The following is a 14,906-nucleotide window of genomic DNA, read 5'->3' as shown; positions in this document are numbered from 1 at the left end:
GCATGACGGCGCAGGCCCCGGTGGCTAGGCTGCTGTGGGTGACCGCCGAACTCGACGCGTTGCTGCGGCGGGTGGCCCGACGCGACGTCGACGCCTTCGCCGAACTGTACGACCATACGCGGTCCAGGGTGTTCGGCCTGGTCATCCGGGTTCTGCGGGACCCGGGATACAGCGAGGAAACCACCCAGGACATCTACCTCCAGGTGTGGCGCACCGCAGACAGCTACGACCCGGCAGCCGGATCCCCGACGGCGTGGCTGATGACGCTCGCACACCGGCGGGCAGTGGACAGGGTGCGTGCCGAACAAGCCGCCAGCCAGCGCGAATCGCGCTACGGGGCGTCCAGCGTGGAGTTGCCCGCCGATCAGGTCGCCGACTCGGTGATCACCCAGGATGAACAGCGCCGGGTGGCCGAATGCCTGTCCACGCTGACCGATGCCCAACGCGAGTGCATCCACCTCGCCTACTACGACGGATTGACCTATAGCCAGGTCTCGCAACGGCTGGCAGCCAACCTCGCCACCATCAAATCGCGGATGCGCGACGCCCTCCGCGGCCTACGCGATTGTCTGGGGGCCGCATGACCGAGCCACTTGACTCCGAACTTCTCGATCTGGCGACGCCGTACGCGCTGCACGCGGTGTCCGACAGTGAGCGCGCCGACCTCGAGCGGCGTCTGGCAGTCGCTGCTCCCGAGGTCGCGGCGCAATTCCGAGCCGAGGTGCGGGACGCGCGGGAGACCATGGCCCGGCTGGCGGGATCCACCGCCCTTGAGCCACCGGCGCATCTGCGCGAGCAGCTGCTGGCAGCGGTCTCGGTTCCCGAGCTGCGGCCGAGGGCGCGCTGGCGAAACGCGGCGCTGGCGGCCGCGGCAGCCGTCGTCGTCGCCCTCGCCGGCGTCGGCATCGGTATCGCGCTCAGCCCGCGCCCCCCGGCGACGACGGCCGAGCAGATCTTCGCCGCCCCCGACGTGCGAACCGTGTCAGGGGCCATACCAACCGGCGGCACCGCGACCGTGGTGTTCTCTCGCGAGCGCAACGCCGGCGTGCTGGTGATGAACGGTGTCACGCCGCCGCAAACCGGCACCGTCTATCAGATGTGGCTGCTGCGCGAGGGCGCAGCGACGTCGGCGGGCACCATGGACTCCGCCGCAGTCGCGCCGTCGACCACGGCGGTGCTACCGGATCTCGGCGACGCATCGGCGTTGGCCTTCACTGTCGAGCCGGGCGCCGGCTCGACCACACCAACCACGCCGATATTCGCCGAGCTGCCATTGCGGTGACACGCATGAGGTGGCTCAACGCCGGGTATCACTGACCTCACCGCACGAACCAAAGGAAGTGGTGAACGAGATGTCACACGACACAGACGACCTCAGCAAGGTGCCCACGCCCGATGAGGCCGAGGACAACGCCTACTTCCCGTCGCCCTACTCGTTGAGTCAGTACACCGCACCGAAGACCGACTTCGCCGGCGTCGAACACCCGGGCGCCTACACCGAGGGCCGGTGGAAGGTGCTGATGATCGCCGCTGAAGAGCGATATGTGTTGTGCCAGAACGGAAAGATGTTCTCCACCGGTAACCACCCGGTGGAGATGCTGCTGCCGCTGCACCATCTGATGCAGACCGGATTCGACGTCGACGTCGCGACCATCTCCGGGTACCCGGCCAAACTGGAGCTGTGGGCCATGCCCCACGAGGACGACGCCGTGCTGTCGACCTACGAGACGCTCAAACCCAAGCTCAAGCAACCCCGCAAGCTGTCGGAGGTGGTCGCCGATCTCAAACCGGGTTCCGACTATCTGGCGGTGTTCATCCCCGGCGGACACGGCGCCGTCGTCGGGCTGCCCGGCAGCACAGCGGTAGGCCAGACCTTGAACTGGGCTCTGGACCACGGCCGGTTCATCATCACGCTGTGCCATGGTCCGGCGGCCCTGCTGGCCGCCGGCCTCGGCAAACCCCGGTCACCGTTGGCCGGGTATTCGGTCTGCGTGTTCCCCGACTCGCTCGACGAGGGCCCCAACATCGACATCGGATATCTGCCCGGGCGGCTGCAGTGGCTCGTCGCCGACCTGCTGACCAAGCAAGGGCTCACCGTCGTCAACGACGAGATGGCCGGCACCGTGCATCAAGACCGCCGGCTGCTCACCGGCGACAGCCCACTGGCCTCCGATGCGCTGGGCAAGCTTGCCGTCAACTGCCTGCTCGACGCACTAGGGACGGCATCCAATTCCTGATCGGTCTCAGACGCCCACCCGCCCGTCGACGCGTTCGCGGATCAGGTCCGCGTGCCCGCAATGGCGCGCGTACTCGGCGATCATGTGCGTGTAGATCCAGCGCAAGCTGACCGCACCGCCCATGAACGCGACCGTGTCGTCGAGCCCGTGCGCCGCACAGTTGATCCGCGCCTGCGCCACCTCGTCCTGCCAGGTCTGCGCGGCGACCCGGAATGACGAGTGCGCGGTCACCTCGAAGCCGCCGTCGTGGCCGTCGGGATTCCGAGGACCGAAGATCGGTGGCGCGTCTTCACCTTTGAGCACTCTGCGGAACCAGTTTCGTTCCACTTCTGCCGCGTGCTGCACCAGGCCCAGCAAGGTCAACTCCGACGGTGGCACCGACGCCGAGCGCAGCTGCTCGTCAGTCAGGCCCTCGCATTTCAGGCCCAACGTGGCGCGGTAGAAGTCGAGCCAGCCCTCCAGTGTCGTGCGCTCGTCGGCATTCATGGGCGGCATCGGCCGCTGGTTCGACGTCATGCTCCGTGATGTTGCCAGCGCACCCGGACATCGCCGAATCGCCGACGCCGGATGACTCGGTTACGGGAGCCGCCGCTTCAGCCGTGCGCTGCGGAGTATCTGGACCGCCATGTTGGTCGAGGTGAGCATCGGGAAGACGCCGAGGAACGTGCGCTCCGACGGGGTGTGCCCGTGCAGCTGCTCGAGGCTGCCGAAGACGTAGAAGCATCCGATACAGAACAGGGTGGCCGGAACCGCGAGCGCAAAGACGCTGCCGCGGTCGGAGAGCACCTGCCGCGCGAGGCTCAGTTCGTCGTCCGAGAGGGGCTCGCGCCGGCGGACCTTGCGCAGCGTCGCAGGCAGGGTGCCGATGCCGAGTTCCGACGTGACGTGTGAGTGCCCCCGCATCCGCCTCGTGAACATGAACGCGACGACGGCGAACACCCAGATCAGTACGAAGGAGACGATCGACAGGATGCCGAACAGCGTCGACGTCGTCATGTCATGCCTCCTGTCGCTGTCGTTGCGGCGACCGCTGTCGCAAGGGGCGCTGCCGGATGAAGGTCGGCCACCAGAACCACGGCCCGAGGAAGCGCAACAGGCACGGCACGACGAACGAGCGCACGATCAGCGTGTCCAGCAGCAGACCGATACACACCGTCGAACCCACCTGACCGATGGTGCGTAGATCGCTGATCAACATGGCCAGCATCGTGAACGCGAACACCAGCCCGGCCGATGTCACCACGCCACCGGTGCTGCCCAGCGCGCGGATCAGCCCGGTGTTCAAACCGGCGCCCGACTCCTCCTTCACGCGGGAGATCAGCAGCAAGTTGTAGTCGGAGCCGACCGCGACCAGGATGATGAAGGTCAGCGGCAGCACCAGCCAGTGCAGGTGGAGGCCGATGATGTGCTGCCACACCAGGATTGACAGTCCGAACGCTCCCGCGTACGAGAACGCCACCGTGCCGGGAATGACCAGGGCGGCAACCAGGCTCCGGGTCAGATACAGCATGATCAGGAAGATCAGGACGAACGCGGCGATCGCCACGATCAGCAGATCGGAGGCCGCATAGGCCTTGATGTCCTTGTTGTTCGAGCCGGCGCCCCCGATATAGATCTTCGAACCGGCGAGCGAGGTCTCCTTGAGCGCGGCCTTGATCGCCTCCGGGAACTGTTCGACGTGGTCGATTCCTTCCGGCCCCATGGCATTGCCCTCGTGGGTGACGATGAACCGGGCGGCCTTTCCATCCGGCGACATCATCAACTGCATGCCGGTCTTGACGTCCTCGTTGTCGAATGCCTCCCTCGGGATGTAGAAGAAGTCGTCACTGCGGGACTGGTCGAAGTCGTTACCGACGTTGATCAGGTCGTAGTACGTCTGATCGGTCTGTGTGGTCTGCAGATGAGCCGGGCCGTAGTTGTTGGTGATCACACCCAGCAGGGACCGGCTGTCGGCCATCATCCGCTCCAACTGCGAGATCATCTGCGGCAGCAGCCGGTCGATGGCCTCGAAAGACGTAACCGCATCAGCGATCTGCGCATCGAGGCTGTCGATCCCGTCTAGGGAGTCGAACAGTGATCGCATGGCCCAGCAGGCTGGGATGTCGAAACAGTGTGGCTCCCAATAGAAATAGTTCTTCAATGGCCGCAGAAAGTCGTCGAGATTCGAGATCCCGGCGTTCATGTCATCGGTGACCTGCTTGAGGTTCTCCAAGGTGAGTACGGTCGAATGCAGTTCGTCGGCCATCTGCTGGGTCAGCCCGATCACCTTCTGCAGCACCTCGACCGAACGTGCCTGAATCTCGGCCTGCTTGTCGGTGTTCTGGTTCTGCTGCTCGTTGAACGGCAGCTGCTGACCGCTGCCACTGCCCTGGGTGGTGAACAGGTACGGAATCGTGGCGTGCTCCAACGGCCGCCCCAGCGGCCGGGTGATGCTCTGCACCATGGCGACACCGGGAAGCCGGATCAGGCTCTTGGCCACCCGGTCCAGCGAGATGAAGTCGGCCGAGTTGCGCATGTCGTGGTCGCTCTCGACCATCAGCATCTCACTGAACAGTTTGCTCTGCGAGAAGTGCCGATCGGAGGCTGCGAAGCCGAGATTGGCTGCGCCATCGGACGGTTGGTAGGCACGATCGTCGTAGCTGACCCGATAGGTCGGGACGAAGACCGCTCCGATCATCACGATGGCCGTGCTTGCCACGAAGACGGGTTTGGGCCAGCGCACCACACTGGTGGCGATCCGTCGGTACAGATGCCCCTTGGCCACCCTCCTCGGATCGAACAGACCGAAGAGACTGCCCAGGGTGAGTATCGCCGGCGCGAGCGTCAGCGCGGCGGCGATGGTGAACAGCATGCTGATGGCGACCGCCGGTCCCATGGTGTGGAAGTAGTCCAGCCGGGCCAGGCTCAGGCAATAACATGCGCCGGCGATCGTCAGACCCGAGCCGATGATGATGGGGGCGACACTGCGATAAGCGGTGTAGTACGCGTCTTCACGGCTTTCGCCGTCCTGCCTGGCCTCCTGATAGCGGCCCAGTAGGAAGATGCCGTAGTCAGTGCCTGCCCCCAGCGTCAGCGCCACGACGATGTTCACCGCGAACGACGACAACGGGATGATCCCGAAGTGCCCCAGCGTCGCGATGACGCCTTTGGCGACAAGCATTTCGATCAGCACACTGACCAGCGGCACCAGCAGGTTGGGAACCGAGCGGTAGACCACCAGCAGCATGATCACGATGAGGATGATCGTCAGGATCGTGATGTTGTTGAGGCTGGAGTTGGCGATCGTCAGGGTGTCCGCGGCCAACGGTGCCGCCCCGCTGACGTAGACCTTGAGCCCGGGAGGCGGGGTGTCGTCGGCGATGATGTCCCGTACCGCGTTGACGGACTCGTTCGCCTGGAGCTGCCCGATGTTTCCGGCGAGCCGCAACAGCACGAAAGTCGCCTTGCCGTCCACACTTTGGGCACCGGCCGCCGTGATGGGCTTACCCCACAGATCCATCACGTACTGCACGTGTTCGGGATCCTGCTTGAGCCGATTCATCAGATCGTCGTAGTAGCGGTGGTCGCCGTCGTCGAGCGGCCGGTCGGCTTCGAACACCAGCATGGTCAGGCTGGTGGAGGTGGACTCCTGGAACTTCTCGCCGATGCGCAGCATCGCCACCTGCGACGGTGCGTAGCTCGGGATCATCGACCCGGCGAGTTCCTCGGCGACCCGTTCGACCTGCGGGATGAACGTGTTCGTCGCGACAGCCAGCAGCGCCCAGAACACGATGATGGGCACGGCAAGAACGCGCACGGACCGCGCGACGAAGGGCCGGCCGGCCCGATGCATGCTCACGCGGACTTCACCCGGCAGGTGACGTCGGCTTCGGTATGGGTGGACGATTGTTCGTCGCGCACAACGCCGTTGACCAACATCCGGCACCCCACCTGACCTCCGTTGACCTGTGCCGACATGCTGCCGGACACAACCGTCAACGTCGTCGTCTCGGTATGCGTCCACGGCAGTTCGGTGAGGTCGACCTTGTGCGGATGCCCGTCGATGTCCACGTAGCTCAAGATTCCGCCGTCGCCGACCGACCCGAACAACTCATAGGTGAGCTGTTTGGGGGTGAACTGCTCGGGCGCCTGCGCGGCGAGTACCGACGGCACCGGTCCCGGCTCGGACATCTGATGCACCTTCCAGACCCCGAGCCCGCCCACGCCGAGGGCGACGACGGTGACCAGCGGCAGCCATCCGTTCTCCAGGATGGTCGGGCTTCGCGGCCTGCGCCCGATTGTGTTGGGTTCTCGATCGCCACGCCCGCTCGCGGGTTGCTCGCCGATCATGACGGAAATATATATCGCATATAGGAACCAATACTCAAGACGCCCGCAGTGCACCGCTCCACATTCACAGCATGTTGACAGGCGCTTCCCAAAGCGTGACACCGGCACGTGGCATCGCTACTTACCTGAATCAACAGTCTATTAAGCGAATCGCCCGGCGCGCCGCCGCCCCGGGCGGTCACGCGTCGATCCAATGTCGCGCGGTAAAGCAATGCCCTCATTTAGTTCCCATTGGTGATATAAATGATTTGTGACCAGCACACCCACCGACAGCAGCGTGGAAGCGGTTTCGGCGATGCTCGTGGCGAGCGCCGACCTGATGTGGCGGCATCTCGCCGACCGCAAGGAGTTGAGCGCGAGCGCGACACTGGTTCTGGTCCGCCTCAACCGTGAGGGCCCCATGCGCGTTACCGCGCTCGCCGAGGCGGAGGGTGCCAGCCAGTCGGGCATGACGCAGCTGGTGCAACGCCTGGAAAGCCAAGGGCTGCTGGAGCGCTGCAGCGATCCCGACGATGGCCGCGCCTGCCTGGTGAAGGTCAGCGAGGGCGGCCGCCGCCTGTGGGAGGAACGTGCCGTCGTCCGTAAGCAACGCATCGCCGAACTGTTGGCCGGATTGCCGGAGGAAGACCAGACAACGCTGTGGCTCGCCTCCCAAGTCGCGGCCCGGCTGGTCGATCAGATGCGCGAGATCGCAGACACCCCCGACGTCACCGACACGCTTTAGGGTGACGCCCGAGACCTTCACACGTCGACAATCACACCGGCGACCGTCGCGGCGAACCCCGGAAAGCACGTAGTCCTCGCCCGCATCGGTGCTACGTTGACGCCGATCCTCGGGAGGCGAACGCCATGGGCATGGAAGGCTCGGTCACGGTGCGGATGTCTGCACCGGCGGACCGCATCTGGGACCTCATCTCCGACGTGCGCAACACCGGCAAGTTCTCGCCAGAGGTGCTGGAAGCCGAGTGGCTCGGCGGCGCCACCGGGCCCGCACTCGGTGCCCGGTTCCGCGGACACGTCAAGCGCAACGAGATCGGCCCCGTGTACTGGACCACCTGCGAGGTGACGGCCTGCGAGCCCGGGCGTGAGTTCGGTTTCTCTGTGTTGATGGGAGATCGAGCCGCCAACACCTGGCACTACCAATTGACGCCCGCCGGCACCGAGACCGACGTCACCGAGACATTCCGGATGCCCCCGGGAGCCTTCACCTCCGTGTTCTCGGTTCTCGGTGGCCAGCTCCGACGTCGCCGCAATGTCCGCGACATGCGCACGACGCTCGAACGGATCAAGGCCGTCGTGGAGAGCTCGGGGCAGTAGGCGGCGTCAGCCCGACGAGCGCTTCGGTCCTAGTTGCGCGCGCTGTGGATCGATGAGAATTCCTCCAGAGTGCCGGCCCCGGTGGCGGCACCGCGCGGCATTTAGTTATGCTTAATATTGCTTATGCATACATAAGGGGGTCGCTCCTTGGCGCCCTTACATCTGGGAATCACGCGGTCGGGGAGTGATGTGACCAGGCACCGGTCATCATCGAGGAGAACGGCATGACTGCACTCATCCCCCCGCCTGTCGATTTGAGTTCTCTGCGGCCCGCCGAGCCGCTGACGCGGCGACGCAGGCTCATCCCCCGGTCCCGCCGAGGCAAAGCCGCTGTCGCCGGTGGACTGGTCGTGGTCCTCGTCGCCGGCTTCCTCGGCGCCGCGCATGAGGCCTCCCCAGGAGGCGCACTGTGGGGCGTCGCCGAGACCGTCTTCCCCGACCACACGCAGGACGTTGCCCTGACCGCCGTCGTCGACGACCTGAAGAAGGCGCAGGACATCCTCGGCAGCGGGCAGCAGCCCACAGCCGATCAGCTGACCGACGCGCGCACGGCACTGAATCAGGCCAAGCAGGGCCTGGACTACGTGTCCCCGTCTCCGCAGCGCACCAGCCTGCAGAACCTCTATCTGCAACTGACACAACAACTTCTGCAGTACACACCCGATTCGGTGCAGCAGCTGGTGGCGCTGCCCGCACCACCTGAGGCGCCACCTGAGGCGCCACCTGCGCCTGACGCGACGCTGACGAGCGGATCTGCCCCGACCTGGGGGTACGCGGGCTCGGGTGACAACGATTTCATCCCACCGCCACCCGGTGTGCCCGTCGAACCCGCCGCCGGCTGGCCCCAGCCCGTCGATCCTCCGTTGACTCCCAACCTCGGTTATCTGGGGTACTACGACCCGTCCTGGGGACAGCTCTACGGCTACAACTCCAATGACTGGTACAACTACGACCTCGGCGGCTACAACCGCTACGGCTTCGATTTCCTCGGCTACGACCGCTGGGGCTACGACCGCTGGGGGTACGACCGGTGGGGCTATGACCGCTGGGGGTACAACTGGGCCGGCTACAACTGGGCCGGCTACGACCGCCACGGCTGGGACCGCGATGGCTGGAATGAGTGGGGCCAGCGCCGCGACCACCCCGGTGACCCGCGCAGGCGGGACTGGTACGACCGCCACCACCCGTACCGGCTGTACTTCCAGTGGAAGTTCCACGTCCACAATCCGGTGTACCGCCGCGCGCAGTGGAACCGGGACCACGGGTTCAACCCGGATCGGTACCGGGACTGGAACCGGAACCGGGATTGGCACAATCCGCGCAATCGCGACTGGGCCCGCCTCCCCGACCCGGCCATCAAGGTGGACGTCCGCGTCTCCCTCCCGGTGGTGAACCTGAATACCTCACTGACGCAGTTCATCTCCACCGACAAGGCGACGCGCAGCTCTCAAGCGCTGATGAAGGACCTCGCGGACAAATCCGCCAGGGACTTCACCAAGGACCTCGCTCCTCGGCCGACCCTGCTCACCGGTCCGCCGTCGGTGTCGGCCTTGAAGGACCGGCCTGCCAAACCGGCCGAAAGCCAGGAAACATCTGTTGTTCCACCGGCATTGACGGCTTCTGCGCCGAAGACGCCGCCCTCCAAGGTGTCACCCGAGTTCACCGAACCCAAAGTTCCGCCCGCGCCCGCCTACACTCCCCCGGCGGTCGACAAAACTCGGGAGAAGCCGGAATCCAGGCCGGACAACGGGGCGCCGGAAACAGATCCCGACCGGTCCGCTGGGCAGAAGCCTGACCGCTCGAAGGCGGACGAACCGGAGCGCGCACGAGACCCGCAGGCCGACCCGAGACCGGAGAGCCCGTCCGATCCGGCGGTGACCCCACCGGACGCCCCGAAAGCGGACCGACCGTCCGGCCCTGAGGTGACACCGCCCCGCGAGGACTCAACGCCCCGCCGAGACAATCCGGTTCGTGAAGCACCGGCGCAGGACGCACCTGCACAGGAAGCGCCGGCCCAGGAGGCTCCGGCACGGCAGGCGCCGGTACGGGAGGAGCCACCCCGGCAGCAGCGCACGGCACCGGAACCCCCGGCACAGGCACCTGCGCCTGAGGCTCCGGTCTGGCAACCGCCCGCCCGGGAGGCACCTGTCCAACAGGCACCTGTTCAGCAGGCACCTGTGCGTGAGGCGCCGCCCCAACGCGAGGCACCCGCTCGCCAGAAGCCCGAGCGGCAGGCACCGCAGGAACGCCAGGCTCCGCGATCTGATCAGGGTCCGCGTCAGGCCCCTGAACAGCCGAAGACCAAGGGGCCCAAGTGCTCCTCATTCCCGATGTGCTGACCTCCGGCGTCGTACGCGGTCACTCACGCCTGCGCCGGAACAGCAGGTAGACCACGCGACCGACCAACCCGGGCGTCACCATCGCGACGACCAGCGCCGTCCCGCAATACGGGACGTCGCAGGAATGTTTGCCAGATCGCGCCATAACCTCGGTCGGTGCATCAGCGAAGGACAGCGCGACCTGGGCCGGCCGGTGGCTTACACCGGGTCGGTGTGCCCGGAGAGTGCGCGCAGCGCGGCGACGTAGGCGGCCTCGCGCCGGACGAAGCGCTGTGTCGGCGCGACGATGGTGATCGCTTGGGGTATCCCCTCGGGGTGTGGCAGCGCGATAGCCACGGCGCAGATCCCCAGATCGTGTTCTTCCCGGTCGAACGCGATACCGGTGTTGCGTACCTCGATGAGCTCACGCAGCACAGCATCGATGTCGGTGATCGTGTTCGGGGTGAACGCTTCCAAGTTGTCACCGAGCAGCTGTCGCGCCTGCGCGGGTGGGATCTGAGACAGCAGCGCCTTGCCGATGGAGCTGGCGTGCAGCGCGAACGTGCGGCCGACGACGGTCATGGTGGGGATGGCGTTGGTTGCGGTGATTTGCTCGATGATCAGCATCTCACCGCCGCTGAGGATGGCGAGGTCGACGTTCTCGTTGACTGCGCGCGCCAGCGCGATCAGGGCGCGGCGCATGGGGGCGACGAACTGCCTGCGGCTGTTCAGCCCCAGTTTGAGCACCCCAGGACCGAGTCGATACCCATCCACGCGGCCATTGCTGACGACGTACTGGCACGCCGCGAGCTCTTGAAGGACCCGATGGACCGTCGATTTCGGCAACCCGGTCGCTTCGGCGAGTTCACGCACGCTGAGTCCGCAACCGGTCTCCGCGAGCACGTTGAGGATCTGCGTCGCTCGGGTCAGAACCGACACATCTCACCTACCTCGTCGCAACGGGACCGCGGCAGGGTAAACACTCGTCGCGGCCTCCGTCCGCCACCCAACCTCGTCCGCAACCTGATGAGCTGACCGAGTCAATCACAAGAACCCCACAAAGGCTGGGCACATCCGGGCATTCGATAGCCCTCGACGCAATTCCGACGAGCCGAGCCAACCACCGATACACCGAACCGATGACACAAGGAGAGGCCGTGAACCCCATCACCTACTACGCCGTAGGCACGCAGAAACTCGTGAAGAGCAATGCTGAGCGGATCCGGAAGAAGCCGTATGCGAATTACTTCAACCCCGACGTGTTCGTTCCCGACGAGGTGCTCGACGCGTTGAAGGCACCACTGGACCCGGGGCAGGCGCTGGGCAAGTCCGCCGCGGACCTCAACAGGCTGCTGGAACCGGGCTACCTGGACGGCGAAACCGGCTACTGCGGGTTCGACGATGGAACGGGATACACGGCGAGCCTGGTGAAGTTCCCGGGTGCCACCGCAGAGATGTTCCGGTGGTGGTTCTGGTGGCATTCCTTTGAACCCGAACGTTATTCACTCTGGCACCCCTGGTGCCACGCCGATATCTGGCGCTCGGACCCCGACACCGAAACCGCACCCGGACTTTCCGACGTGCAGCGCTATGTCGGCTCAACCCACCACATCAACGAATACATCGGACAAGATCCCCTCGACATCGAGATCACGTTCATCGACCCAGCGCAGTGGGGATTGGACACCGACCGCTTCGACTCCGCCGGAATCAGCGGCCACGCGTGTGGCAACGTCCTGATGAAGGACTCACACATCCGGCTGGCCACCATGATCCACCTCATCCGTGACACCGACGACGGCTTCGAGCTGCGTTCGCGGTACTGGATCGGTGATGCCGCCGAGCCCCAACAGCCACCCGCGCCCGGTGTCCCCCAACTAACCGAGGTGGAGGGATTCAGCGGCGAGCGGCAAGCCTATGAACAGCTCATCCACGACCAAACCGAATTCACCCACCTCGCCACCTTCCTGCCCGCCATCTACCAGGAGTTCGGGCCCGAGAGGCGTTGAACATCGTGGCTGAGAACGTCGTCCTGACAATGCAATTGGACGGGCAGGTGGGCCGGTCCTCGTAGGCCCGAGCCTTTCCGCCCAAGCCAAACCGGCCGACTGACCGAAACGCGTTGCAGCCCAGTAGCAGTCAGTCGATTCAGATGGCGGCGAAGTACAGGCCCAACAGAAGCCCGAAGAGGGTGACCAGCCATCCGTGGGTGGTCACCTTGAGCCACGTGGGCGCGTGCCGGACCTCCATGAAGTGCCAGATCACCAGCTGCGCTTTGAATGCCGCAATCAGCAGCACGATTGTGGTGACCGTGGCGTTGAGATGGTGCGCCTGGCCGCCGTCACGAGCAGTCAGCCACGATGCCACGGTCACCACCGTGAGCAGCGCCCACACCAAGGTCAGCGGGTTGCGAAGATAGGCCGTCACACCGATCACCTCATCAAGTAGAGCAACGCGAACAGAACCAGCCACAGCACATCGACCATGTGCCAATACGTCGCGCCGGTTTCCACGAATCCGATTCGGGGCGTTGCCGACCCACGCAGGGAACGGATGACGAAGCTGAGGATCACCAGTCCGAGAAGCACGTGACACAGGTGCATTCCCGTCATCACGTAGTAGTACATGAAGAACAGGTTGGTCCCCGGGGTCATACCGGCCGTGATCTCGGGGACGTACTCGAACATCTTCAGCAATGGGAAGACCGCACCGCAGGTCAGTCCCAGGCAGAACAGCCGGTAGGCGTCAGCGGTCTTCCCCGACCGGGCCGCCGAAGTGCCCAGCGCGACGAAGAGCGAACTTGTCAGCAGCACAACGGTATTGACAATGCCGATATCGAGGTTCAGCTTCGACTGGCTTTGCAGGAATACGCCCTGATCTTGGCCGCGGTAGTACATGTAAGCCACGAAGTAGACGCCGAAGATGATCAGATCGCCGATGACGAAGAACCACATGCTCGACTCACCGGGCAGACGCCCGCGGACCTCCGCATTCTGCGAGTCGGCGGTGTCGGTGCTGAAATGCTCTGAGACCTCGGTCATGTGCCCGCCTTCGGCAGGTGATCGGCCGTGACCTGTTGCGGTTCGACCAGCCAAGAGTGTTCGAGTTCGTCGTCGGGCTGGTTCTTGATCGCTCGGTAGATGCAGACGTAGACGATGAATTGCCATGGCACGAACAGCGCCATCCCGAACCAGAACGTCATGATTCCGTTCCAGGCGAACGGACCCGATTTGGCGATCCACACGGGTGCGGCGATCAACTCTGACACGTACTGCCAAACGGTGTAGTAGCCCAGCCATTTCGGCAAGATGTTGTTCTCGTCCAGGATGATGGCCAGCCCGAAGGCCATCCACATCACGCAGAAGCATCCGAGCGAGCCGATGAACGCCAGGTAGCCGAAGTCATAGAGCATCGCCAGGACCGCCGGATCGTAGCCGGGGCGAAATGCTCCCAGTCCGAAGCAGAACAACGGGAAGAGCATGCCGACGATCGTGCCGGTGGTCGCGCCCATCATGAGGGTGTAGCGAAATACCGGGCTGACCGACATCCTCTTGATCTGGATGAGGTAACACGCATTGGACACCGGCCCCAGGCCGAACGTCAGCGTCAGGATGGCGCAGGCGATCAGCAGGTTGGGAGACTGCATGAATTCGACGATCTGCGATTGCGGGCTGCTCGGCGATCGTGGCGGCATCATCCCGCTCAAGGGAACGAAGACCAGACCGAACAGGGTGAAGAAGATCGGGACCGACCAGAACGCGATCCACTGATCCAGTTTCTTGCTCTCGCGCCACGGGGAACGCCCGGTCCCGCGTTGGGATGTCGTCGCCACGCTCTGGGTCATGCCAGAGCCTCCCGCTCTGCGCCCTGGCGTTGGACCACGCCCAGCAGAACGATGAACATCACGACGACGTACACGGCAAAAACGCTGAGCCGCAGGGTGAACGACAGAGCGCCGTTCCACGCGAGCGGTCCTGACGTGTGCAGGATCGCGAACGCGCTCGGCACCAGCAGCACAGCGGTCGCGATGTTGAAGTGCGCCACCCAGCGAGGAAAGATCGGCTCGGGCCGCGCGTCCAGGTAAATGCTGGCGGCCAGGCAGAGGTTCTGCACGATGATCGTGCCGACCGGCGCGATGAAGAAGAACCACGCCATGTCGTTGAGCAGGCTGATCAGCTGGGGATCGCGCTCGGGTCGAAACGCCGCCATGGCCCAGCAGTAGTCGGCGAGGATGAAGGCCGTCAGACCTACTCCGACGCAGATGACGTAGGCGTAGGTGAAAACACTGCTCGACGTGGCAGTTCGGGAGATCTGCACCGCGGTCACCGCGAAGAGCGGAACCAGCGAGCAGGCAATGAGATTGCACAGGATCGCAACGCCGAGTATCCCCGTGACATTCTCGGCGAAGAACGTCGCCACCTGTTCGGGTGTCAGCGCCGGCGACAACGGCGGGGAGAACACGGGGAACAGCAGGAACGCCAACACGAACAGCGCCGCCGCCGGCACGGTGGTCCACAGCAGGATCCGTTGCCCCCTGGTGTTCATCGCTACGGATGTCGTTGTCGCCATGGTCCTGCCTGTCTGGATTGCTGCAACCCGGTCGACCAATCGGCGACCTTCGTCGTCGGGGACGTCACCAGCTGGCGACTACACCGGTGTCCCTAGGTCTAGCACGCTCACTGACAGATGACAATGAAAACGAGCT

At 64.8% G+C, this 14,906-nt stretch carries 17 protein-coding genes; 7 read left to right on the top strand and 10 right to left on the bottom strand.

Going from position 1 to position 14,906, the window contains the following annotated elements; all coding sequences use genetic code 11:
* Positions 1-2: 2 nt before the first annotated feature.
* The 3 genes from G6N57_RS11755 to hchA all read left to right on the top strand — a co-directional run bounded on the left by G6N57_RS11755 (position 3) and on the right by hchA (position 2,237).
* Positions 3-584, top strand: a complete 582-nt coding sequence (locus G6N57_RS11755; protein WP_165777783.1) for a sigma-70 family RNA polymerase sigma factor — start codon at positions 3-5, stop codon at positions 582-584.
* Positions 581-1,282 carry an anti-sigma factor gene (locus G6N57_RS11750; RefSeq protein ID WP_097926220.1) on the top strand — a complete coding sequence of 234 codons (702 nt, stop codon included), beginning with the start codon at positions 581-583 and terminating at the stop codon, positions 1,280-1,282. The genes G6N57_RS11755 and G6N57_RS11750 overlap by 4 nt, the downstream gene beginning before the upstream one ends.
* Before the next feature lie 70 nt (positions 1,283-1,352).
* A complete protein-coding gene (hchA, locus tag G6N57_RS11745; protein ID WP_077741910.1) occupies positions 1,353-2,237 on the top strand; it encodes a glyoxalase III HchA in 885 nt (294 codons plus the stop codon).
* 6 nt (positions 2,238-2,243) lie between these two features.
* On the opposite strand, the gene G6N57_RS11740 is transcribed toward hchA, so the two are convergent.
* From G6N57_RS11740 to G6N57_RS11725, 4 genes are read right to left on the bottom strand one after another with little or no spacing between them, the layout of a single operon-like run.
* A complete protein-coding gene (locus G6N57_RS11740) occupies positions 2,244-2,753 on the bottom strand; it encodes a DinB family protein (RefSeq protein ID WP_077740553.1) in 510 nt (169 codons plus the stop codon).
* Positions 2,754-2,813: 60 nt separating this feature from the next.
* Complete coding sequence (locus G6N57_RS11735; RefSeq protein ID WP_077740552.1) at positions 2,814-3,233, bottom strand: hypothetical protein; 420 nt, start codon at positions 3,231-3,233, stop codon at positions 2,814-2,816.
* Position 3,234: 1 nt separating this feature from the next.
* Positions 3,235-6,069 (bottom strand): MMPL/RND family transporter, encoded by a 2,835-nt coding sequence (locus tag G6N57_RS11730; protein WP_174814557.1) that lies wholly within the window; start codon positions 6,067-6,069, stop codon positions 3,235-3,237.
* A 2-nt stretch (positions 6,070-6,071) separates the two neighbouring features.
* The gene (locus tag G6N57_RS11725; protein WP_097926219.1) at positions 6,072-6,566 is read right to left on the bottom strand and encodes an MmpS family transport accessory protein; all 495 of its coding nucleotides are present in this window, start codon (positions 6,564-6,566) and stop codon (positions 6,072-6,074) included.
* Between the two features lie 250 nt (positions 6,567-6,816).
* On the opposite strand from G6N57_RS11725, the gene G6N57_RS11720 reads away from it, so the two are divergent.
* The 3 genes from G6N57_RS11720 to G6N57_RS11710 all read left to right on the top strand — a co-directional run bounded on the left by G6N57_RS11720 (position 6,817) and on the right by G6N57_RS11710 (position 10,222).
* Positions 6,817-7,290, top strand: coding sequence for a MarR family winged helix-turn-helix transcriptional regulator (locus tag G6N57_RS11720; protein ID WP_097926218.1), 474 nt, complete (start codon positions 6,817-6,819; stop codon positions 7,288-7,290).
* Between the two features lie 131 nt (positions 7,291-7,421).
* On the top strand, positions 7,422-7,883 hold the full coding sequence (locus G6N57_RS11715) for an SRPBCC family protein (RefSeq protein ID WP_077741906.1): 462 nt from the start codon (positions 7,422-7,424) through the stop codon (positions 7,881-7,883).
* A gap of 224 nt (positions 7,884-8,107) precedes the next feature.
* Positions 8,108-10,222 carry a hypothetical protein gene (locus G6N57_RS11710; RefSeq protein WP_133118347.1) on the top strand — a complete coding sequence of 705 codons (2,115 nt, stop codon included), beginning with the start codon at positions 8,108-8,110 and terminating at the stop codon, positions 10,220-10,222.
* Between the two features lie 19 nt (positions 10,223-10,241).
* On the opposite strand, the gene G6N57_RS32205 is transcribed toward G6N57_RS11710, so the two are convergent.
* Positions 10,242-10,367, bottom strand: coding sequence for a hypothetical protein (locus tag G6N57_RS32205; RefSeq protein ID WP_268951032.1), 126 nt, complete (start codon positions 10,365-10,367; stop codon positions 10,242-10,244).
* Positions 10,368-10,420: 53 nt separating this feature from the next.
* Positions 10,421-11,140, bottom strand: coding sequence for an IclR family transcriptional regulator (locus G6N57_RS11705; RefSeq protein ID WP_077740550.1), 720 nt, complete (start codon positions 11,138-11,140; stop codon positions 10,421-10,423).
* Between the two features lie 218 nt (positions 11,141-11,358).
* Between G6N57_RS11705 and G6N57_RS11700 the strand changes: the two genes are divergently transcribed.
* Positions 11,359-12,210: a DAPG hydrolase family protein gene (locus G6N57_RS11700; protein WP_077740549.1), complete on the top strand. Its 852-nt coding sequence runs from the start codon at positions 11,359-11,361 to the stop codon at positions 12,208-12,210.
* Positions 12,211-12,349: 139 nt separating this feature from the next.
* Here the strand turns inward: G6N57_RS11700 and G6N57_RS11695 are convergent, their stop codons facing one another.
* The 4 genes from G6N57_RS11695 to G6N57_RS11680 are packed head-to-tail and all read right to left on the bottom strand — an operon-like array spanning position 12,350 to position 14,770.
* A complete protein-coding gene (locus tag G6N57_RS11695) occupies positions 12,350-12,628 on the bottom strand; it encodes a cytochrome C oxidase subunit IV family protein (protein WP_077741905.1) in 279 nt (92 codons plus the stop codon).
* A gap of 5 nt (positions 12,629-12,633) precedes the next feature.
* Positions 12,634-13,242: a cytochrome c oxidase subunit 3 family protein gene (locus tag G6N57_RS11690; protein WP_077740548.1), complete on the bottom strand. Its 609-nt coding sequence runs from the start codon at positions 13,240-13,242 to the stop codon at positions 12,634-12,636.
* Positions 13,239-14,045 carry a hypothetical protein gene (locus G6N57_RS11685; protein ID WP_097926217.1) on the bottom strand — a complete coding sequence of 269 codons (807 nt, stop codon included), beginning with the start codon at positions 14,043-14,045 and terminating at the stop codon, positions 13,239-13,241. The genes G6N57_RS11690 and G6N57_RS11685 overlap by 4 nt, the downstream gene beginning before the upstream one ends.
* Positions 14,042-14,770, bottom strand: coding sequence for a hypothetical protein (locus G6N57_RS11680; protein WP_077740547.1), 729 nt, complete (start codon positions 14,768-14,770; stop codon positions 14,042-14,044). Before G6N57_RS11680 ends, G6N57_RS11685 begins: the two co-directional genes overlap by 4 nt.
* Positions 14,771-14,906: the final 136 nt, after the last annotated feature.

Source organism: Mycolicibacterium boenickei, assembly GCF_010731295.1.
Taxonomy (GTDB): domain Bacteria; phylum Actinomycetota; class Actinomycetes; order Mycobacteriales; family Mycobacteriaceae; genus Mycobacterium; species Mycobacterium boenickei.
This window is presented reverse-complemented; position numbering and strand designations above follow the sequence as displayed.